This is a genomic window from Mycobacterium sp. MUNTM1 (assembly GCF_054660795.1).
In genome coordinates this window covers 1-19,682 of the sequence record NZ_BAAGDE010000020.1, presented here as the reverse complement: position 1 = coordinate 19,682, position 19,682 = coordinate 1, and the positions used below count along the sequence as shown (strand labels likewise).

Annotated in this window: 19 protein-coding genes; 15 read left to right on the top strand and 4 right to left on the bottom strand. The window is 61.9% G+C overall.

Annotated elements, in window-relative coordinates; all coding sequences use genetic code 11:
• Nucleotides 1-596: 596 nt before the first annotated feature.
• The 4 genes from ACYQ8K_RS13580 (at nt 597) to ACYQ8K_RS13565 (ending at nt 2,547) form a co-directional block, all read left to right on the top strand.
• A complete protein-coding gene (locus ACYQ8K_RS13580) occupies nt 597-1,064 on the top strand; it encodes a transposase (protein WP_459969707.1) in 468 nt (155 codons plus the stop codon).
• 93 nt (nt 1,065-1,157) lie between these two features.
• On the top strand, nt 1,158-1,472 hold the full coding sequence (locus tag ACYQ8K_RS13575) for a site-specific integrase (RefSeq protein ID WP_459969705.1): 315 nt from the start codon (nt 1,158-1,160) through the stop codon (nt 1,470-1,472).
• Between the two features lie 100 nt (nt 1,473-1,572).
• Nucleotides 1,573-1,749: a hypothetical protein gene (locus ACYQ8K_RS13570; RefSeq protein WP_459969703.1), complete on the top strand. Its 177-nt coding sequence runs from the start codon at nt 1,573-1,575 to the stop codon at nt 1,747-1,749.
• Between the two features lie 30 nt (nt 1,750-1,779).
• Nucleotides 1,780-2,547, top strand: coding sequence for an SDR family oxidoreductase (locus tag ACYQ8K_RS13565; protein WP_459969701.1), 768 nt, complete (start codon nt 1,780-1,782; stop codon nt 2,545-2,547).
• Between the two features lie 616 nt (nt 2,548-3,163).
• Here the strand turns inward: ACYQ8K_RS13565 and ACYQ8K_RS13560 are convergent.
• The 4 genes from ACYQ8K_RS13560 to ACYQ8K_RS13545 form a co-directional block, all read right to left on the bottom strand.
• Nucleotides 3,164-4,669, bottom strand: coding sequence for a hypothetical protein (locus tag ACYQ8K_RS13560; RefSeq protein WP_459969699.1), 1,506 nt, complete (start codon nt 4,667-4,669; stop codon nt 3,164-3,166).
• 13 nt (nt 4,670-4,682) lie between these two features.
• Entirely contained in the window at nt 4,683-4,859 is a 177-nt protein-coding gene (locus tag ACYQ8K_RS13555; protein WP_459969697.1) for a hypothetical protein, read from the bottom strand.
• A 138-nt stretch (nt 4,860-4,997) separates the two neighbouring features.
• On the bottom strand, nt 4,998-5,906 hold the full coding sequence (locus ACYQ8K_RS13550) for a M78 family metallopeptidase domain-containing protein (RefSeq protein ID WP_459969695.1): 909 nt from the start codon (nt 5,904-5,906) through the stop codon (nt 4,998-5,000).
• A gap of 16 nt (nt 5,907-5,922) precedes the next feature.
• Entirely contained in the window at nt 5,923-6,261 is a 339-nt protein-coding gene (locus tag ACYQ8K_RS13545) for a helix-turn-helix domain-containing protein (protein ID WP_459969693.1), read from the bottom strand.
• Nucleotides 6,262-6,390: 129 nt separating this feature from the next.
• Here ACYQ8K_RS13545 and ACYQ8K_RS13540 point away from each other — a divergent pair, with 129 nt between their 5' ends.
• The 11 genes from ACYQ8K_RS13540 to ACYQ8K_RS13490 all read left to right on the top strand — a co-directional run bounded on the left by ACYQ8K_RS13540 (nt 6,391) and on the right by ACYQ8K_RS13490 (nt 19,254).
• Nucleotides 6,391-6,816 carry a hypothetical protein gene (locus ACYQ8K_RS13540; protein ID WP_459969691.1) on the top strand — a complete coding sequence of 142 codons (426 nt, stop codon included), beginning with the start codon at nt 6,391-6,393 and terminating at the stop codon, nt 6,814-6,816.
• A gap of 2 nt (nt 6,817-6,818) precedes the next feature.
• Nucleotides 6,819-7,193, top strand: coding sequence for a hypothetical protein (locus ACYQ8K_RS13535; RefSeq protein ID WP_459969689.1), 375 nt, complete (start codon nt 6,819-6,821; stop codon nt 7,191-7,193).
• A 4-nt stretch (nt 7,194-7,197) separates the two neighbouring features.
• Nucleotides 7,198-8,754 carry a ThiF family adenylyltransferase gene (locus ACYQ8K_RS13530; RefSeq protein ID WP_459969687.1) on the top strand — a complete coding sequence of 519 codons (1,557 nt, stop codon included), beginning with the start codon at nt 7,198-7,200 and terminating at the stop codon, nt 8,752-8,754.
• Nucleotides 8,755-9,239: 485 nt separating this feature from the next.
• Nucleotides 9,240-9,659 (top strand): TniQ family protein, encoded by a 420-nt coding sequence (locus tag ACYQ8K_RS13525; RefSeq protein ID WP_459969686.1) that lies wholly within the window; start codon nt 9,240-9,242, stop codon nt 9,657-9,659.
• A 230-nt stretch (nt 9,660-9,889) separates the two neighbouring features.
• A complete protein-coding gene (locus ACYQ8K_RS13520; RefSeq protein WP_459969684.1) occupies nt 9,890-11,380 on the top strand; it encodes a DUF3375 family protein in 1,491 nt (496 codons plus the stop codon).
• Nucleotides 11,377-12,129, top strand: a complete 753-nt coding sequence (locus ACYQ8K_RS13515) for a DUF4194 domain-containing protein (protein ID WP_459969682.1) — start codon at nt 11,377-11,379, stop codon at nt 12,127-12,129. Before ACYQ8K_RS13520 ends, ACYQ8K_RS13515 begins: the two co-directional genes overlap by 4 nt.
• Nucleotides 12,119-15,490, top strand: coding sequence for an ATP-binding protein (locus tag ACYQ8K_RS13510; RefSeq protein ID WP_459969680.1), 3,372 nt, complete (start codon nt 12,119-12,121; stop codon nt 15,488-15,490). The genes ACYQ8K_RS13515 and ACYQ8K_RS13510 overlap by 11 nt, the downstream gene beginning before the upstream one ends.
• A gap of 1 nt (nt 15,491) precedes the next feature.
• Nucleotides 15,492-16,712 carry a Wadjet anti-phage system protein JetD domain-containing protein gene (locus ACYQ8K_RS13505; RefSeq protein WP_459969678.1) on the top strand — a complete coding sequence of 407 codons (1,221 nt, stop codon included), beginning with the start codon at nt 15,492-15,494 and terminating at the stop codon, nt 16,710-16,712.
• Between the two features lie 107 nt (nt 16,713-16,819).
• Nucleotides 16,820-17,776, top strand: coding sequence for a S1 family peptidase (locus tag ACYQ8K_RS13500; protein ID WP_459969676.1), 957 nt, complete (start codon nt 16,820-16,822; stop codon nt 17,774-17,776).
• A gap of 446 nt (nt 17,777-18,222) precedes the next feature.
• On the top strand, nt 18,223-18,465 hold the full coding sequence (locus tag ACYQ8K_RS13495) for a hypothetical protein (RefSeq protein WP_051641717.1): 243 nt from the start codon (nt 18,223-18,225) through the stop codon (nt 18,463-18,465).
• Nucleotides 18,466-18,597: 132 nt separating this feature from the next.
• On the top strand, nt 18,598-19,254 hold the full coding sequence (locus ACYQ8K_RS13490; RefSeq protein WP_064943295.1) for a hypothetical protein: 657 nt from the start codon (nt 18,598-18,600) through the stop codon (nt 19,252-19,254).
• Nucleotides 19,255-19,682: the final 428 nt, after the last annotated feature.

Sequence of the window (19,682 nt, the reverse complement as noted above, 5' to 3'; positions counted from 1 at the left end):
GGCCTCTCGCGCCACCGGCGCATTCGCCTCACACAACCAAATCTACTCATTTCAATGCTCGCCGCCGCCCCGTGCCGCCCAGGTAACTGCCCGTCGACCTTGACACAGATTTCGCCGACTTCATGAAATCGACAGTTGTTATGCGCCGTCAAACGGCGGCGCAAAGGGCATGGAAAGTGCGCGTTCTGGACAACGTGTGATTGCCCAAACAGCCCGCATGCGAGCTGATCTCGCTGAGGTGAGGACGCCCGAAGATCTGGTCGTGGTGCTTGACAGCCCACCGACTATTGAACAGATGTCATGGCTGATTCGGCGCGCGGCATCAACCGGCTGCGGTCACTATTGGGCTCGATTTTCCCTGGCTTGGAAGCGCCGTTCGACTACGTCACCTGTACACCGTTGATTCTGGTGGCCGGGCCCGGCGCCCAGCCGAGATCCGAGCCGGTGGCGGGCCGGCGTCACGGCTCACCTGCAGGCCCATAGGGGCGTGGGCATCTCGGGTCGGGCAGGGCCGCGGCCACCGCCGTGGCTCTGGCGAACGCGCAGGAGCTGGCATATCCAGCGGCGATACCCGTAGGGCTGCTCTGGTGAAGCGGATGGCGGCCAAGCTGTTCGGCCTCGACTTTGAGATCAAGGACCTTGACAAGACGATCGCCGAGCGTCTCCGCGACTACCCTTATGCCCGGATCATCGAATCGCTGCCCCAGTTTGGCCCCAACCTGGGGGCTGTGTTCTTGGTCGTCATCCGGGGTGATCCGGCGTCGTTCACGATGGCGGGACGGTCGGCATCCTACGCGGGAGTGTTCCTGTGCCAGGCGGATTCGGGTCGGGCCTGCGGCAAACTACGCCGGCCGAAGCGCTCCAATGGCGGCCTACGACGGGCGTTCTATCTGGCCGCGTTGTCGAGCCTGCGCACCGGCGGACCGTCTCGACAGTTCTATGACCGCGAATGCATTGAACGCCTCGTGCACGGCCAAGCCCTGCTCGCACTGGCCCGCGCCCCGTCGACTTACTGTGGGCCTTGCCACGCGACGGGCGAGAGTTCACCGCAGTCAAGCCCATAACAATCGCGGCTTGAGCTAGCTCCAACGCCGTCACCCGTCAGGGTTCGCTGGGCCTTCACGTCGGCTCATCATGCTGAAGGCGGCCGACGGTCAATGACACGCAACACCTGGCTGGGCTGGTGCCCGGGCCAGAATGAGTGCAAAGCCCACGTGGCTCCCGCGGACGCCAACGTTCCCGAAAGCGTGCTGCTGGACTACGGCAAGAACACCGCGCGCGCCTGCTGGGGCGACTTGGACGACGTGTTTTGGTGGGCGCAGGCGCGTGAGAAGGACGCCCTGAAGCTATCTACAAAAGACCTTCGTCAGTACGTGGCTTTGTTGCGTGGACGAAAGTACAGCGAAAGCACGATCCGCCGTCGCGTGACGCCCTTCGCAAGTTCTATGACGAACTCGTCGCTCGCCGAGTGAATGAGTCGAATCCAGCCGCCGCAGTGGTGATTCGGCGTGCGCGGACCTAGCGAACGCCGAACTAGGAGGGCAGCAGCCAATTCCCTAATTGGGTCTATCGGTGGCGGCAGTCACGCTCGGCGCTGCCGAGGCATTCCTATGCTGGCTGATTCATCGCGGCCAGTTTCCGCGTTCCGACCCGGGCATCGTGATGATCGGCGAGATCGACTCCGGACTCGAATCCATCACCGCCGCCACGGACAACGGCACCGTCACCCTCAGCACCGTCGATGATTGACCAGGAACAAACAATGAGGAGGATTTACTAATGAACCCGACCGATGAATTCTCCGGCCGCGTGGCCTTCGTCACCGGCGCCACCAGCGGCATCGGCCAAGCAACCGCGGTCGCGTTCGGCGCCCGTGGCGCCGCCGTGGTCGTCGCCGACATCTCCGCAGACGGGTGCCGCGAAACTGCAGAAATGATCAACCGAGTCGGTGGACGGGCGGTGGCGGTGACCTGCGACGTGACCAAGACTCGCGACGTGCAGGCGGCGCTGAGCACGACCGTCGAGACCTTCGGCCGTCTGGACTTCGCGTTCAACAACGCCGGCGTGGAACAACCGGTCACACCTCTCGTCGAGGTTTCCGACGACGAATGGAACCGGGTGGTCGATATCAACCTGCGCGGGGTGTTTCTGTGCATGAAGCACGAGATCCCGTTGATGTTGGACAGCGGTGGCGGCGCGATCGTGAACACCTCTTCGGGCGCCGGTGTCAGCGGCTTCGCCGGCCAGGCCGCTTACGCGGCAAGCAAACACGGCGTCATCGGGATGACCAAGTCTGCTGCCTTGGACTACGCCAAATCCAACATCCGGATTAACGCGGTGTGTCCCGGCATCATCGAGACCCCCATGATGGACCGCTTCTCCGGCGGCACACCCGAAGGACGCCAGCGCGCCATCGACCAAGAACCGGTTGGGCGTATGGGCCGCCCCGAGGAAATCGCCTCCGCGGTCCTATGGCTCTGTTCAGACAACGCCGCATTCACCATCGGTCACGCCCTCGTCGTGGACGGCGGACAAACCGTCGGCTGAGCAGCACACAAGCCACCCAATTGAGAAACGTAACTAGATCGCGGGCTACATACGACCTCAAAGACCAAGGTGTGTCTCAATTTTCGTACACCTTGTACTCTGGGCGAGCGCTAATTCGCTGAGTGCTGGGCGAGGATGAACTGCGCCGTCTCCTCGCGGACCTCGGGGGCGAAAGCGTGGCGGACGTGGCTACCCGTGTGCCAAGAGGCGGGGCCACCACAGTGGTTGTGCAGCTGCCGGGCTGGACGCTCGAAAGGCGTATCTCGACGCACCGTCGTAAGCGGCATGATGAGTGCCCAGCTGTGCACCGCACTGCAACTTCCGATCTCAAAGCCGTTAGGCGGGAGCCAGAAATGATGGATAATCACGATTACCCGCAACAGCATCAAATTTATCGGCGCACAGCCGCTTTCGTTATCGCCAACAGCCGCATGACGTATTCGGGTGTTATCAGTGGCGAACTGCGGCGTCGTCGTCGTAACGGCATATCCGCGGACGCTCAGCCGTTTAATCGTCCACCAAGAGACCCGGACCTCAAACGCGGGTCCGCCAGCGCGTGCGGGATCGTCCCAATGGCCAGACGTCGCAGACCGACTTGTGTGGGGTTGACTTCCGGTCAAGGGTCACCGACTCCGCCGCTGTCATAAGGCTGGGCGTCTCCGGTGATGGGGAACCGGATGTTGCCGTTTGTCTGTTGTAGCCACATCACCCCATGGACGTGAAGCGCAATTTCCTGGGGGGCGTGGTCCGATGAGGTTGCGTCGAGCACTGCCTCGCCCACGACGCAGGGCTTTCCTGCTTTGCGTAGCTGTCGGTCGATGGCCTCCACAACCCATATGAATCGCGGCAGGCGGGCCAGGCGGTATTCGGTTTGGATCGTTGCGGATATGCCCCTGGCGGCGAGTTTGGCTTTGAAGTCGTTGGAACGTATGGCGTACGTACGCAGGGCAAGCTGCTTGAGGTTAATGAGATCCTGCAGCGGTGTGAAGGGGAGGGGATCGCCTGCGGCGCTTGCTATTTGGTTGGAGGCGTTGAGGAGGAACTGCCCGCCTTTTCGCTCGGCCGCTTCGGGAGCCAGCCAGAGCTTGTCGGGTACAGGCACATGCATAGTGCGCCAGTGCCCGTAGGTCTTGCCCGTACGTTGGTCGACGTCATTGAGGACATCGTGGACGACGAGATAGGGGCCGGCTTGGTCGTCGTGGCGAATAAACTCGATCCAGCCGGGCTGCGGTCGGTCGGCTCGGCGATAGCCACACAGAATGAAGGCGTGATTGTGAGTACCGACCAAGATGGGGTTTCCGGAGTTTAGGTGCCGGCATGCGACGGCGACGATCCGATGGTCCCAAGTTCCAGCCAGTTGAGGCGGGCCGGTGGGATCGGGTGACTGCCAGGGCAGTTGTGGGCTGGGTAAGTCGCCCACGAGGTAGTACATCGCTGGAACTTCGAATGTGCGAAATAGTTCGCTGAGTTGGGTCACTGTGAGTCCGCCACTAGGGAGGGCGCGGTTCGGTTGCAAGCTGGCGTCGGCCTTCAGTGAGAAGTCGGCTTTCGTCCGCCTGGACGTGTCACCGCGCAGAAACGCAGTGAAGTGGCACATCCATGCAGCTGCCTGCGCGCAGGCGCCAAGTTGGGCGTCTTGTTGTGCGAACGGCACTCCGCGAACCGGCAGTTGCTGCCCGAAGAAGTTCACGTGTTCGGTTACCGACGTGCGGACCGCTGACTCAATGTCCGGTGGGGGCGGCAGGAGGGCTCGCGAGACCAAGCCCGTCGCTGCAGGACGCACGACCACGTAGCCGATGTAGTGGTGTTCGGCGTCCAGTTGCCAAAGCGACTGTGATTCAAGGTGTTTGCCGAAGAAGTGTAAGCGGTGGGCTGAGTCAGGAACGTCGGCGAACTGGCGTGAGTAGTACGCGGAAAATTCGCTGCGGTAATCGAAGTCCAAGTATCTGGTTTCGATCACGAGGGTCGCGGCTCCGTGCGCGCGTGCGACCTCGACGCAGCGCTGTAGGGGGGCGTCGTTGAGCGATCTCAGGTAGCGGGATAGTGCCGCGTCCCATTCGGCATCTGTGGTCGGGTGATGGACCTCGGCTGGATCGGGGTCGTTCCAGCCCGTCTGCTGCACAGTTGGTCCTCGGTCAGGCTAATCGCAAACTTGCCGAGGCGGTTTCGGCATCGCGTCGAAGGTCAGCGAGCTTCGCGAGATCCTCAGTGAGCTTGTTCTTCTCGCTGGCACTGAGCAGATCGTTCGGATCAGAGGGCAGCTGAGCGGTCGTGTCATTGGTGGACAGTTGCGGTAGCACTGCTTTGGACATCGGTTTCCTTCTCCGGCTTACGTTGTTCGAGCGTACGGCATGTAATCACGTGGGGCTGACATCTTTGTGGCCGTCGGATCCGTCGCTGGGGTGAGCTGTGGAACTAGATTGATCGGGCGATGGCGTAACCTCGCCACTTCAGCCCACCACAAGACGTGGCCGAGCCCGGTGGCGTGCGATGAACGATTCCTTACTCGGCAGCCAGAGCAGCACGAATACCCGGTAGGTGTTGCTAAACGACTGAACCTTCACCGTCGTCATCTCGGCATTGCAGTCATGCAGGCCCCAGGAGAGGTTAATGTCAGTCGACCCCGGCAGCCCCAGGGGAGCCAAGAATCCATGCCTGCTTGAATCCATCCGTGCGGGAAACCGGTTGGGCCCGTAGCGTCGCGTCCACGACTCGGATTCGACCAGTTCGTAGCGGCGGTATGTCGGCGGAGTATCGATCAAGGGTTTGGGATCGATCGCTAGCCCGCACACGGGGCTGGCGGAGCTTTCGACCCAGCGCCGAAAAGTCGCGTGGATTGAGGCGCCGAATAGGGCGGATAATTGCACGGGGGTCGAGATGTCGATCGGATAGTCGCGCGCCACTCGTGTCAGCAGATCGAGCTGAAACAAGAGTTCAGCGCCACCCTGGTTGGCTTCGCGCTCGAAGGTGAACTCGATATCGGGAGCCAGTGTGCGTTTGGTGTCGCCCAGGACCAGCAGATCGCGTTGCCAAGGGAGCGCATCGTGCATCGCCTCGTGGCATCGCACGAACTGTCGTTGCGCTGGATGGTCAACCGATGGGCTGACGTGTAGCACTCGTTCCCGCCGGTCGAGCGCCCCGCGGATCTTTCGTCCTGCCGCGCGCAGTATCTTGCGTAGTTCGCGAGGGGCTTGCGCGATCTTGCTCTCCGACAACACGTAGTCATCCGACTCGAGCAGTCCGCAGCTGGCGATGATGTCGTTTACCGGCGTCGGGAGTCGTTCGGCTATATCCGCTTTGCGCAGCACCGTTTGCGCGACGCCACGAATGTCATCGAGGTTCTCCAGCGGCCTGATCATGGTCCTCCAGTACTCACTAGCGTTGGTCCCGCAGGAGATTGATGAACGCGGCGACGGCCTTACGTTCTTCATCGCTCAGGTCTGAGCTGCTCAGTGCGTGGTCAAAGGTGTTGGCCGCCAGCAATCCGTCTGCCTCCGGCACGACGTAGCCGGCCAGCTCCATGAGCAGGGCATAAGGCACGTCGAGGACCGCCGCGAGGCGGTAGAGCACGTTTGGATTGGGCTGTTGAACGTCGCCGCCCTCAAGTTTCTGCAGATAGGCGATCGAGATCTTCGCCGGCTCGGCGACTGCTTTTAGCGACAACCCGCGAACTCGTCGGACCTCGCGCAACCGGTCGCCCAGCGGATTTCCCATCTCAACCACCCTTTCTTTATACCACTATAGTGGAGCACCACCACAGTGTTGACAGAAACCGCAGCCTTCCACTACGGTTTAGTTCAGATACCAGAGTAGACGATCTGCTCACGAAGAAAGGCCATCAGCATGACTGCGCACGACACCCGGATGCGGTTCACGCTCGATAATCGACAGTTCACGACCGTCGACGGCGACCAGGAAGCCGCCGCCCTGTTGCGACTGGCCGGGCGCGACCCATCGCATTTCGACCTCGCCCGAGTCGATGACGAAGGCGACGAGACGTTCTTCCGCGACAACGACATAGTGCGGATCCGCCCCGACGACGCCTTCGTCAGTCGACCGCTCCTGCCCTTCACGATCGACGGCATGGGGTACAGCACCCACGACGAAGACCAGGAGGTTGCGGCGCTGCTGAGGATGGCCGGAGTTGATCCGGAGAAGCACTTCCTGGCTCGAGTCGGCGCGTCCACGCACCTCGATCCCGCCGAACTGGTGACGATCCACGCTGGTGATGAGTTCGTCACCGTTCGTCGCGACAGCCCGGTGGCATAGCAGTGACCGTTGCCCGCCACGGCCCCGACCGGTTCCTGGCAGACCTCGCAGCCGCGGGAGTGCCAGGACACCGGGACGGACCGGCCATCGTCTACACCGTCGTACCGGCGACCGGAACGCTAGCCGGGGACGAGATCGACACTGCGGTCAGCATCAGCGAGCTGCAGTCGTGGCCCACCGTGGTCCCGCACTGGCTGCACTTCCGCGAAGCAATCAGGTTTCCGCACACCAACACCGACATCAACGACTGCCTGCCCGGCTGGCTGCGGCACTCGCGTGACATCGGGCAGTGGGACACCTCAGCTCCACCCGCCCGGGCGTGGTTAGCCCACGTGCGGGGAGTGCTTGGTACGGCGACGACACAGAAGCAGGTGTAAGCCCATGAGGTACGCCGTAGCGATGACCGAGGCGGTAGCCGAACAGGCACGCCAACACCTGTTACGGCCGGACGGACAAGAGGACGTCTGCCTGGCCACGTACACCGTCTCGACCGGGCAGCACCGCACGACATACCTGGTGACCGCACTGGTGTTTCCCGAGGCGGGCGACCGCCGAATCCATGGCAACGCATCGTTCACCGGCTCCTACCTGCTGCGTGGTGCCGCGCACGCCGCCCAACACGACTGCGGTCTGGTCATGTTGCATTCGCATCCGGTCGGCACGGGCTGGCAGCGGCTCAGTTCCATCGACCACGACACCGAACTCGGCTATGCGCACATCGCCCACCAGTACACCGGAAGTGCGCTGCTCGGGATGACGCTGGCTGGCATCGACAACGCCTGGTCCGCGCGACTATGGGTACCGGAGGAGACATCGCCGCGGTGGGCCGAGGCCGTTCGCGTTGTCGGCACCATGCTGGAGGTGTCCTGGAACGACGACCTTCGGCCGCCGCCAACCCGAACAGCCGCGCAGGTGCGAACCGTATCCGCGTGGCCGGCATCCCAGGACTCGATTGCCCGCCTACGTGTCCTCGTCGTCGGCGTAGGCAGTGTCGGATTGGACGTCGCCCAACGGCTCGCCGCCACCGGCATCCCCGACATCGGCGTCATGGACTACGACGTCGTCAAAGAACTGAACCGCGACCGGATGATCGGCGCCACACAATCGGACGCCCGTCGACGTCGACGCAAGGTCGACGTCGCCTATCGCCAGATGACCATGGCGGCAACGGCGCAACGACCACGGTTCAAGCGCTACCCCATGAGCATCTGCACCCGCCAGGGTCTAGCCCACGCGCTGGACTACGACGTCATCTTCTCGTGCGTGGACCGGCCATGGCCGCGCGCAGTGCTGAATACCGTTGCTTACGCCGACCTGATCCCGGTGATAGACGGCGGTCTCACACTCGCAGTCTTCCCTGATGGACATATGCGCTCGGGTAGTTGGCGCGCGCATACCCTGGTTCCAGACCGCCCCTGTTTGGTGTGCACCGGGCAGCTCAACCCCACTGACATCCAGCTCGATCGACAAGGCCTCCTCGATGACCCGAACTACATCGAGCAGTCGGGCCGCGAGCCTGCCGCCGGTGCACCGAATGTCGCCGCCTACTCCGCGTCGGTCAGTGCGGCGCTGCTCGCGCAGTTCGTCAGCTTGACCGCGCACCCCGGCCGCCGAGGTGTCCCCTCACCCTTGAGGTACCTGCTCTCAACCCACAGCTTGCAAAACCTAACGAACACCACCGGACCTTTCTGTCAGTACGAACTCGACACAGCAATCGGCGATGGCCGAACTCCCTTGGCACTGTCTGAAGCACCGCCCCCACAGGACAGCGCAATACGACGACGGCGGCATCCACCCCTTGCCTTCGGGTTGCGTTGCGGAGGTCCGGACTCGTCTTCATCGGCCTTATTCCGACGAGCTAATCGAGTTCTGAGCGCTTTGCTCATCCCTATGGCACGTGCTTTCAGCCGTGGAAGGTGGACTCGCCCACACTTCTAGATTCGCGCGGACAACTGCCTATTGGATGATGCCCGAACTCTATGTGGCGCAGTGCATTCATAACTGTCGCAACGTGTTTGGCGAAAACGGTGAATGTCGAAGGCGAATATGGATGCTGTTGACGTTGAAAATCGACTGCAGCGCCTTCTGCGACGAACAACCGCACCGCGTTGGAGCGGGATCCAGCGACCACCGCCATGCTCGACCAACTACACGGTTCTGAACTGCACTTTTGCAACGAAGATTAGCAAACGGACATGATTGTTTAACAAGCTGAGCGGTCGCTGCTGCGAGGGCTCGCATGATCTGCTCCTGCAGGTCAGCCGGTTATTCACCGCCAGCAATCGCGATGGTGACCCGCCGAGGCTGCTCGCTGACTCCGTCTCTGCTAAAGATTGGTGGCCCTTTTCTGCGAGTACAACAGCAGCAAGTTCACGACTCGGACGGCCTTGTGACCAGGATTGGTCCAAGGCGCAGCATTCGCTGTGACGGCTCGAAGGCTCGCTTCCCGGGTGGCGCCGGTTCAGGGCGAGGCAATCGATTCTTGGCTTGAGGTACTGGCGATTCGCATGCAAATGTCACTCGGCGCGATGGCACGCCACCTCGGACTATCAACCGAGCCGGGTCCGTTATGGCGAAATCTATTGTCGCAGAAGCAATGTGACACGCTTGCTGCAGCGACCGGAGTTCCACCAGACGTACTTTGCGGAATGACGCTGAGTGCCTACGACGGCACGGCGCTGCGGCTTGATCCCGACTCGAAGCGTCCGGACACGACCTTTCCTTTCGGACCGCCGTTGCGGGGTGGATCCGGAGCCTTCGGATTCGGTCGAGGGTCTTCCGGCCCTTCCGTTCGTCAGACTCACGGCGACGCGGCTCTTGGTACACGAGGACGGGGGCTATGAATGTATAGGCGTGGGAGCCGACAGGCGCGGACGATAGGTTCGCCGCGCGGTCGATAAGAATGCCGAAACCGTCCAGCTAAAGTGCGTGCCATCCGTTACGCAGTGTGAGCACCTACCGCCTCACTCCGTGAATACCCGGGAAAATGTCGTACCTCGGGGCCATCATTGGTCACGCAGGCAGTGAAGGGCAGCAGCGGGAGAGAAATCATGGAGCGTGACCGCGCATCGGGGTGGGTCGTCGGCTGAGGCCGTGGGAAGCCAGGAACGAGATGACGGAAGCTTTGGGGCATGGCTCAGCTGAGCTGTTCGCTGTGAACGAACAGTTGCAGGAATCGCCATCTGTCCGGCTCTTGGCCGCCAACAATCTCGCGGCCTACGTAACGCTGATGGAGCGCCATCTCGACCACGTCGCCAAGATCACCGAATCCGAACTCCTCCCAAGACTCGAGCAAGACATGGACTCGGTTGGTCTAGGCGATCTGACGGCGTTGGCCTTGATCAAACGCTGGTCCCGCGACGGCTTTCTCAACCGTGTGTCAGTGGGCACTGGGCCGGCAGCGCAGAACTACTGCTCCCTGAGCGAGAACGCCCGCGATGTGCTGGCTTTCCTGCGCGGCCTCCGGCGCGCGGCATCGGTGGCCACCGGTGGTTCTATGGAACGGATTTCGAGTGGGCTGAAGAAGGTTGCCTCCCAACTCGACGACGATCCCCAACGGGTCCGCGAAGACATCGAGGCCCAGATCGAAGACCTCTACCGACTCCTCGAGGAACTGGACGAGGGGCGCCGGCCGGAGCCTGACATGCTCAACCTCACCGACGAGGCGCAGTCGATCGCGCTGCAGATGGAGCAGATCGTCAACGACGTCGTTCGGTACGGCAGTAGACAGAATGAGATCACCACAGGGTTGATCAGCGGGACTGATGAGTCCGACCGCGAGTTCCGCGCCCGCTCCGCGCGAATGTTCTCCGACTACAACGACTTGTTCAACTCGCGGGAACGTGCCTCCTACATGGCGTTCGCCCACACAGTGCAGGACCCCGACAAGCGAGCGCGACTCAAGGCCGACATCGACCTGATCACCGATTGTCTACCCGATCTGCATCCGGGCCTACGCGATGTCATGCGCAGTTTCTTCAAACTCGTCAATGCCCAAATCGGCGAAGTCGCCCGCGTTGAACAGCGCTGCGCCCAACGGATTAATCGATTCTTCCGGTCAGGGACTGCAGAGCAGGCCCGAGGCCTGGCCCGCCAGGTCAATGAGGCGATCGCCAGCGCCCAGTTCCTGCTGGAGGAGTCGATCGTCGATTCACCCACCAAAGTCGACTTTCCGATCGGGGCACTAGCTGCCACCTCAATCGATCAGCTCGCCTTCAACATCCAGGACCCGACTCCGCCGCGAGCGGCGCGGGAAGCCGCCCCGCCGGCGGATCTGAGCGGCTTCAGCGCGCTGGCCGCGCAGGTCGACATGGTGGCGCTGACCGAACTGGTCAACACCGCGGTGGCCGTCGGGCCGGTATCGCTACCGGAAGTGGTCGGCATGGTCAAGACACCGTTTCTCAGCGACGTGATGGTCCTGTGGTCCATGGCATCCAGACAAAACAGTGGCCAGAAGCGGGCGACTCGGCCCGTGCGCTTTCGCTCCATCGCTGGCGGCGAGTGCGTGATGGAGGTCCCCGAACTCTACTTTCATGAGCCATTTCCAGATGCGGAGCGTCAATGACCCTGAGCGACTTCAACTTTGACAAGCTGCCGGAGGTTCAGCAGACGACGACCGCGGCATCACGGCTCCCACGCTTCGAGGGCGACTCGGGCGAGCTTCCTAGCCAAGCCTGCTGGGCGCTGCAGAATCTGTTGACGCGCCGCTTTATCAGCAAGGACGCCCATCCGGACCTGTGGGGCTGGGTGATTGACCACCGCCGGGCGCTGGCCTCGCGTCTGTGCGAGCTGGATCTCAAACTCCGGATCCACGAAGACCTCGAAGTGGCCTACGCCGAACAGGCACAACCCGACACCCAGTACCCTCGAGCGCGCAAGCTACTCCGGCGCGAACCCATGGGAACCTACGCCTCCATCCTGGCGCTGCAGCTTGCACGCATCGCGCGCACCAGCCGTGCGGACCAGTTGATCGGCCGTGACGACATCCACGAGTTGTTCATCGGGATCCGCCACAAAAAGGACCGCGACGAAGCCATGCTCCGCGGCCGCGTCGAAGACGCCATCACTAAGATGATCAAGGTCAAGATCCTGCTGCCCAGCGGCGAAGACCCGGACAGTTTCTCCATCAGCCCGGCGATCTTGGCCGTCATGAGCGGACAGATGGTCGACGAATTATCAAGGGAATTCGAGCGGCTGCGGCGCGATAGCGACGGCAGCGTCACCGACAGCAGCGCCGAAGTCAATCTCGACACCGAGGATGACGACGCCGGGGAGTGGACCGGCGCCGAGGACGAGGCATCCGATGACGACTAACGGCAGCGTGGTTCACTTGCCCCGCCAGCACTGGCTGTCGCGCATGCAGGTCATCAACTGGGGAGTGTTCGACGGTTATCACGACATCCCGTACACCCGCACGGGGACTCTTCTGACTGGATCCTCGGGTGCTGGGAAATCCTCGTTGCTCGATGCCCTGTCCGTGGCGTTCCTGTCTCAGCGGCGCCGCAACTTCAACGCCTCCAGCGACAAATCGGGCGGGCACGCGCCACAGTCGAGTCAGCGCAGCGTCGACAAGTACATCCGCGGCATGGTCGGCGACGTCCAGAACCCCGGTGAACGGGTGCGGAAGAAGTTCCTACGTCCGGATGGCGCGGCGTGGTCGGCGATCGCCGTGACTTACAGCGGCAGCACTGGATCGGTTATCACCGGACTCGTGCTCAAGTGGTTGCAAGCCGGCCAGGAATCGAATGCCTCCAGCTTGTACGCCATCATCAACGCCGATGTCGACATCAAAGACGCCTGTGACGCGTGGGCGGTCAGCGGTTTCTCGAAATCGGTTTTCGAGAAGGCGGGCTGGCAGTGTCGCCGCAAAGACGAAGGGTGGTATCTCGACACCCTCTACGGCGCGATCGGCCTGACCGGTGCCTCGGCGGCACTTGATCTTCTGGGTAAAGCAAAATCACTCAAAAGTGTTGGAGGGCTTGAAGATTTCGTACGCGAGTACATGCTCGACGAGCCGGAATCCCTCAAGGAACTCAACACCGCGTTGGAACAGATCAACCCCTTGGTGCAGGCCCGCGACGCGCTAAGCGTGGCGCGCCGGAAGCTGGAGCGACTGCGCAACATTGAAGAAAACCACACGAACTATGTCAGTGAATCTGCGCAACTGGCGACGATCCACCTGCTTGAGCGTCACACTGTCGTGGCGTGGATGGACCAGCAGCGCCTAGCTCAGATACCGCCGGAGATCGAGCGCCTGGACGCCGAGATCGACCGCATCGGTGGGGAAACCCAAGAGCTCGCCGATAGGCAGACCCTCCTGGATGCCCGCCGGCGTGAAGTCTTCAACGTCATTGCGAGTATCAACAGCGATCTCGCGCCGCTGCAGAGCGCTCTGAACAGTGCACGCGCTCGTACCCAGGAAGTCAGCGCGGCCCGCACCGTCTATGACGAAGTTCTTTGGGACCTGGAGTTTCCACCGGCGGAGACCGCTGAGGACTTCGAGTCGTTGAGGGTCGAAAGCCTCGCCGCCATTGGCAACATCACTGCTCAACTGACTGTGCTGCAAACCCGCATGATCGACGTTCTCGCCCCGGCCAAGAGCGCGGCCGGCGACCAGTTGCGCGCCGCCACCGAGGAACTCAAACGCGTCGAGGCTAGGGGCTCCACGGTTCCCCGGGACGCTGACCGGATGCGCGGCGAGATTGCCCAAGCGCTCGGCCTCAACCCCAGCCAGTTGCCGTATGTGTGTGAACTGATGGACCTCAGGCCCGACCGAGCCCGGTGGCGCAAGGCCGTCGAAAGGGTGCTGCGCGGGACAGGTCTGGCGTTGCTGGTTCCCGAGCGGCATCACCGCGCTGCGCTGCGTTACGCCAACGACCACAACATGCGCGGCTACCTGTGGATCGAGAAGGTCACCTCCGACCTCCCGGCCAGTGAGCCTCCCCGGAACACCCTCGCCGGCTGCTTGCAGCTCATCGACCCCCGCCACGAGGGCGCCCGGACCGCTGCGCACCTGATCGCTCAAAAAGGCGACTACACCCTCGTTGACAGCACCGAGGAGTTCGCCCACCACCGACGAGCCGTCACCGACCAGGGGCTCCGTAAGGAGAGCGAGAAGCGCAGCATCAAAGATGACCGAGGCGACCTGAGTCCGTCGGCCTACATCTTCCAGGGCAATATCGCCGAGAAGATCGCAGCACTGCGCGAGGAGCTGGACGAGGCGCGGGAGCGCTTCGACCAGGCCGAGAAGGCCCTGGCGGAGATCGACGCCAAGGTGGCCGGACTGCGCACGAAGAGCGCTCTGTGGGAAAAGCTGAGCCAGTTCGACCGCTTCAGAAAGGTCGATCTGGTCAGTGCCGAAGCAGAAGAGCAGGCCTTGCAACGACAGCTCGATGCATTGATGGCCGAGAATCCCGACCTGTCCGCGCTGGAGGCCGAGGCCGAAAAGTACAAGGACGACATCACAGCCCTGAGCAACCGACAAGCGCGCCTGGAACTCGAATCGGAGGACCACGACACACGGCGCACCAAACTGCTCAACTTGCAGGAAACGCTGCAGCCCGCCGCGGTGGGAGAGCACTCCAGGAAGGCCATCGAGACCTACCTACCGCAGCTGTCACACACTCTGGATCTGCTCGACCCCGGTCCCTATGTCACCGAGCTGTGGCGAATCATCTCCACTGATCAACAGCGCTTGGAGGTCAACGTCAACCGCCTCCGTAGAGACCTCGAAACCATCATCCGCAACTTCGACATCGACTTTCCCGAGGCCATCCCCAACGACAGCTCAGATCTGGACGAGAAGGTCCACGACTACGTGGCTCTGTGGCGCCGCATCAAAGACCGAGAAGTCGCCGAAGCCGAGGAGCAGATGCTGCTACTCATCACCGAGCAGGCACCCCACGCCATCCTTCGGCTCTACCAGCTCGCCGACGACGAGGCGCAGCGGATCCAGGACCAGATCAACCGGGTCAATGTGGGCTTGGCGTCGGTCGATTTCGCGCCGGGCACCATCCTGAAGCTGTGCGCAGAGGACAAACAGTTGACCGCGGCAATGCAATTCAATGAGATTGCCCGCCGAATTTCCGCGCGGATCCCGGCGGTGTCGAACCGCAATGAGAAAGCCATATTCGAGCAGTACCAGGACATTTTGGAGCTCCGGAACAGGTTGGCGTCCGAGCAGAGCGAGGATGGCAGGTGGAAGGCCGACGCACTCGATGTCCGCAACAGGTTCATCTTCTACTGCGCCGAGTACGACAAAGACGACCTACTGACGCCACAAGCGACCTACACCAACGCCACCGCGAAGTCTGGCGGCGAACAGGAAAAGCTCATGGCCTTCTGCCTTGCCGGCGCGCTGAGCTACAACCTCGCCGACCACGACAGTGGAGACAGCCGGCCGGTGTTCGCGCAGTTGATGATCGACGAGGCATTCTCTAAGTCCGATCCCGACTTCGCGCGCCAATCCTTATCTGCGTTCAGGCGCTTCGGCTTCCAACTCGTCATCGTCGCGACGGTGCAGAACACCACTGTGATCCAACCCTATGTCGACAGCGTTGTGATGGTCAGCAAGAACACAGACGAGCGGGCATCAGCCCAAACGGTAACCGTGCAGCGGCTCACCGAACTTCGCAAGGAAGCCGCAGCAGCCGCCGCCAGTCAGCCGGCCGGTTGATATGCGCTCCGTCGAGGACGCTGTCGAACACATCAAGCAAGTCTGCCAAGACAACTGGGTGAAATGGGCCCTCGGCAGAGGAAATTGGCCACTGAGAATCACTCTCGGTGCGCCGCGCGGAGCGCAGTTCAACCACACCATCACCGCTGCCCAGTTATGGGCCGCGTCCTGGGATGCAGCCCGCGCAAGAAGTCTTCCAGGATCTATCAACACCGAATCGCGCCGTGCCCGCGGGCTCGGAACACACGAACTACCAACGTCGTGGACGCTCAACGACCCGCTCGAAGCCCTCGAACTGTCTCCCGATATCGCGCAACAGTTCATCGCTGCCCGCGAGCGGTTTGCCTTAGCGATCGATATGCCAGAGGTGGTCTGGAATAGCGCCGAGTCCATCCCGCTCACGAGCGCCAAGGCGATCGCCAAACTCAGCGATGGTGACTGGCTCAACGCCATTGCGACCGTCGCGCGCATCGCCGATGGTCCAGGCGACGCGCTCATCCTCCGGCAACTCGCGGTCCCCGGCGTGCACACCAAATGGATCGAGAAAAACGCCGCTCTGCTGAGCGCAATGCTCGGCGCATCCGGCCCAGGTGACCCGCAGTCACGGCTGGAGACGCACATCGGCCTGCTAGCCGAGAAGGCTCCTATCCACGTCTATCTGCCCTGCCACCAGTTGCGTGCAGCAACCGCCGGCATGGACCGATTTGTCGCATCTCTGGCGACCCTCAACGCCAGTTCCCTTGCTCCCAAGGCAATTCTGATCGTCGAGAACCGCAAGTTCGGCAACACACTGGACTTTTACGCCGCCGACCTTGCCGTGGTCTACGGGCTGGGATACGGCGCTACCGCTCTCGGTGATCTGCGGTGGGCCGCTACGGCGAAGAAGCTCATTTACTGGGGCGACATCGACCGCGCCGGCCTTGCGATCCTCGCGTCGCTCCGGCGTGCCGGAATAGACGTGCAATCCTTCCTGATGGACGAACAAACCTGGGACCGCTACCCCGACTACCAGCATGACAGCGTCCGCGATCAGGGTCTCAATGAGACCGAGGTACCTGAGGGACTCCGCGAACCTGAGCGGAAGCTCTACGAGCGTCTCAATGATGAACACCGCCGCGACGGCAAGGACCGCCAGCTCGAACAGGAACACGTCCCCCTTGTGGAAGTCTTTGCCTCCCTCAGCGCGGCAATAGGCGCAGCGGTCACGCAGCGGAACCCCTGAGTGGTACCACCGAAGTCCGCGACGATCTCACCTGATGGACAGGCGACGACGAATCTGACTGTGGGTAGGCAATTGGACTACGGCCAGACTTCACTCGAAAGGTTTACATGAGTCGGAAAAGGGGCAAGGCGCGGGCAAGATCACGACGTCGTGCAAAACAACTACGCACGCCCGCTCAGGCGGCTGAAACAAGTAAAGAGCTTGAAGTCTCGATCCCAAACGAGTACTTCCACGAAGTCAAGATCGATGTCTTCTATGAGTCCGAGAAGCCCACAGACGACATCCTCAAGAAGGAACCTTGGTACTTCGGAACTGGGTTCTTCTATCGCGTGGACGGACAAGACTTCCTAGTAACTGCGAGGCACATTCTTTCTGCGCGCACTTGGCGTGAGAACGCTTGGAGGAATGATCACCAGGTTGCGCCCAACTACATACGTATCGGTGTGCGAGGGAAGACCGTCGATGGTGGGTTCAACGCGGATAGCCTTCCGGTTTACGACATCGTGCTACCACTCCTAGACGCCGACGAGAAGCCACTTTGGCTCGAACATCCGACGCGGCGACAGCACGTGGACGTCGCGGCCCTCCCCCTTGCTGGGTTGGTCAAGACCGACAGTTTCCACTACCTGCCAATCGAACCGGAACCACCTCTGAAAGAGCCACGATTCTGGGTCACCCAAGATGTCTTCGTTGTCGGCTATCCCCTGGGCCTCGGACACGGTTATCTCTGGCCGCTCTGGATACGTGGCACTGTTGCCTCGGAGCCCGCGATGTACTTCACTTTCAAAAACGACGAGTACCCCATGTTTCTCGTCGATGCCCGAACCAGAAGTGGCCAGTCGGGCTCGCCAGTCTTCCTAATGCGCCGACACTTTGCAGATGACCGAGGTAATCACGCTTTGCCGCGGTCACGCTTCGTCGGCGTCTACTCGGGGCGCGCGAATGACGAAGCCGCTAACCCGTCGAACCCGTTGCCAGCAGACCTTGGATTTGTCTGGCATGCAGGCGAAGTGGACCGCATCTGCCAAGGAAATGTTCGAGCGAATAGGGACGGCGCGGTGTAGCTGTGTGCCTGTCCTCTTCGTCCATCCATCTAGCTGAGCATGCGTATTTAGACTCCTCGATCCCGCGAGCAGCAGCGATGCAGAACAGGAACGTGCAAAGGATCAAGAAACGTCTCGCGGCGAAAACGGCACTAAGACGGCCTGGCCGGGTGCCAGCAGCGGTCAAGGGTGCGCCGCAGATTAGATCCGCTAACGGCGGAAGTTCAACAGCGCGGCTGCTTGTAAGCAACAAGCGGCTGACCTGCACTTTTGCAACGCAGATTAACAAGCTCTCGCGACACGCCCGAGACTTGTCAAAGTACCCAGGCGTGTCCTGTCAATCTTCGCTGCATCTCGACATCTTCTTCTTCTTCTTCTTCTTCTTGTCTGTCGGTGGGCGACGGTAGTGTCACTGGTGTTGGGGCAAGCCATTGGGGCGGGCTCACTTGTTTCGGAAGGGGAACATCATGGCGGTTTATGGCGACGGTGAATGCTTGGCTGGGCCGGACGGCTGCGAGGGCGAGGTCTTCGCGCGCTCGACGCTCTCTGGGAGTGGGGATGCCTATTACCGGTGCGATCACCACTATGAGGCGTATGCCGTCCGGCTTCAGCCGGTGATGGATGACATTAACCGGCGATATCCGGCGATGGCGCCGGCTGATTGGGACCCCTATTACGCGGGTGAGGCCTGGGACGAGGACGGCTGGTAAGCCGTGGTGGTTCCGAAATAGTTGCTGCGCGTTTTGGTTTCGTCGTATGGGTGTCGGTGTTCGGCGGTAAAATCGCAGTTGTGGGGCTGGTCATTCGGACTGGTCCACGATTCCCAGGGAAAGGGGAAAGCAGTGACTGCTGTCGTTGAGGGTTCGGTAGCCGCGGTGTCGCGGTCGGTCGCGGAGGCGTTGGCGGCCGGCGTCGAGTCGGGCGCGGTGGTGTTCGCGCCGCTAGTCGATGGACCGGTGCCAGGGTGGTTGGTAATCGAGGACTCCGCGGTGGGTGACGCGGAGCGCCAGTGTGCGGTCGTACGGCTCGACGGTTGCGCGGTGGTGGTGGTCGGCGCGGTGTCGGAGGTTCAGGTGTCCGGTGATCCGGTGCCGGCGGAGGAAGAGATGCCGGCGTGGGCCTCGGCGCTCGCCGGCGCGTTCTGGGCAGCTCGGCGGGCTCGAGGGGAGGCGCAGGCGGCACGCTTGGCGCTCACCGAGCATCAGGCGCGGCTGGAGCGCATCGTCGACGCAGCGCACGAGTACGCGAACGATAACGACCTGTGCGAACGGTTTGACCGGTTCATGCTGTCTCAGGGCTTGCGGCCGCGGTTGCGGGAGTGGGTGTGTGAGGTGGACGCAACCATCCGGCTTCGCATCCCTGTGTCGTCCCACAGCGCCGACGCGGCTGCGGGAGAGGTGACCGATCAGATGGTGCAGCAAGCGATCGCGGAGCTGCGCGGTCCGCTGTTGGCAAACGCGATCCAGGAGCACGACGTAGTGGACGTCGAGGAGAGCTAGCGCCCTGTCGGATAGTGGTGGCCGGCCCGTGACACGGTCGGCCACCACTATGCGTCGACCGTGTCAGCCTCCACCCGGCACAGGGGTGGGGTGTGGTCGAAACAGGTTCGCAGCACCCACTTTTCTTGTTGTCGATATGCAGTGAAGATTGACAAGGTGGCCAGTGTTGTTTAACAACAGGTCGCGCAGGTATGCCGAGCGGTAATTGCTCCGGGGGAGTGGCGATTTCGGCGGGCAGCTAGTTTGACACCGGTACGCGACACGCCGGGTATCTGTCAAAGTACCTCGGCGATTCTGGTCAATCTTCGCTGCATCTCCTCAGGTTTCGTTCGAGGGCTCTCGGCAAGCAACTTGAGTTCCTAACGAGAGTCAAGCGGCTTCGGTGGAGTTAAGCGACTTCGGTGGGTTTTATCCTGGGATGGACGGGC

What these genes read in the sequence shown, in the direction of transcription:
- ACYQ8K_RS13510 (WP_459969680.1), top strand. Translation starts at nt 12,119, where the DNA reads ATGACGACTAACGGCAGCGTGGTTCACTTGCCCCGCCAGCACTGGCTG.
- ACYQ8K_RS13500 (WP_459969676.1), top strand. Translation starts at nt 16,820, where the DNA reads ATGAGTCGGAAAAGGGGCAAGGCGCGGGCAAGATCACGACGTCGTGCA.
- ACYQ8K_RS13515 (WP_459969682.1), top strand. Translation starts at nt 11,377, where the DNA reads ATGACCCTGAGCGACTTCAACTTTGACAAGCTGCCGGAGGTTCAGCAG.
- ACYQ8K_RS13495 (WP_051641717.1), top strand. Translation starts at nt 18,223, where the DNA reads ATGGCGGTTTATGGCGACGGTGAATGCTTGGCTGGGCCGGACGGCTGC.
- ACYQ8K_RS13540 (WP_459969691.1), top strand. Translation starts at nt 6,391, where the DNA reads ATGACTGCGCACGACACCCGGATGCGGTTCACGCTCGATAATCGACAG.
- ACYQ8K_RS13530 (WP_459969687.1), top strand. Translation starts at nt 7,198, where the DNA reads ATGAGGTACGCCGTAGCGATGACCGAGGCGGTAGCCGAACAGGCACGC.
- ACYQ8K_RS13545 (WP_459969693.1), bottom strand. Translation starts at nt 6,261, where the DNA reads ATGGGAAATCCGCTGGGCGACCGGTTGCGCGAGGTCCGACGAGTTCGC.
- ACYQ8K_RS13555 (WP_459969697.1), bottom strand. Translation starts at nt 4,859, where the DNA reads ATGTCCAAAGCAGTGCTACCGCAACTGTCCACCAATGACACGACCGCT.
- ACYQ8K_RS13505 (WP_459969678.1), top strand. Translation starts at nt 15,492, where the DNA reads ATGCGCTCCGTCGAGGACGCTGTCGAACACATCAAGCAAGTCTGCCAA.
- ACYQ8K_RS13565 (WP_459969701.1), top strand. Translation starts at nt 1,780, where the DNA reads ATGAACCCGACCGATGAATTCTCCGGCCGCGTGGCCTTCGTCACCGGC.
- ACYQ8K_RS13575 (WP_459969705.1), top strand. Translation starts at nt 1,158, where the DNA reads ATGACACGCAACACCTGGCTGGGCTGGTGCCCGGGCCAGAATGAGTGC.
- ACYQ8K_RS13580 (WP_459969707.1), top strand. Translation starts at nt 597, where the DNA reads ATGGCGGCCAAGCTGTTCGGCCTCGACTTTGAGATCAAGGACCTTGAC.
- ACYQ8K_RS13550 (WP_459969695.1), bottom strand. Translation starts at nt 5,906, where the DNA reads ATGATCAGGCCGCTGGAGAACCTCGATGACATTCGTGGCGTCGCGCAA.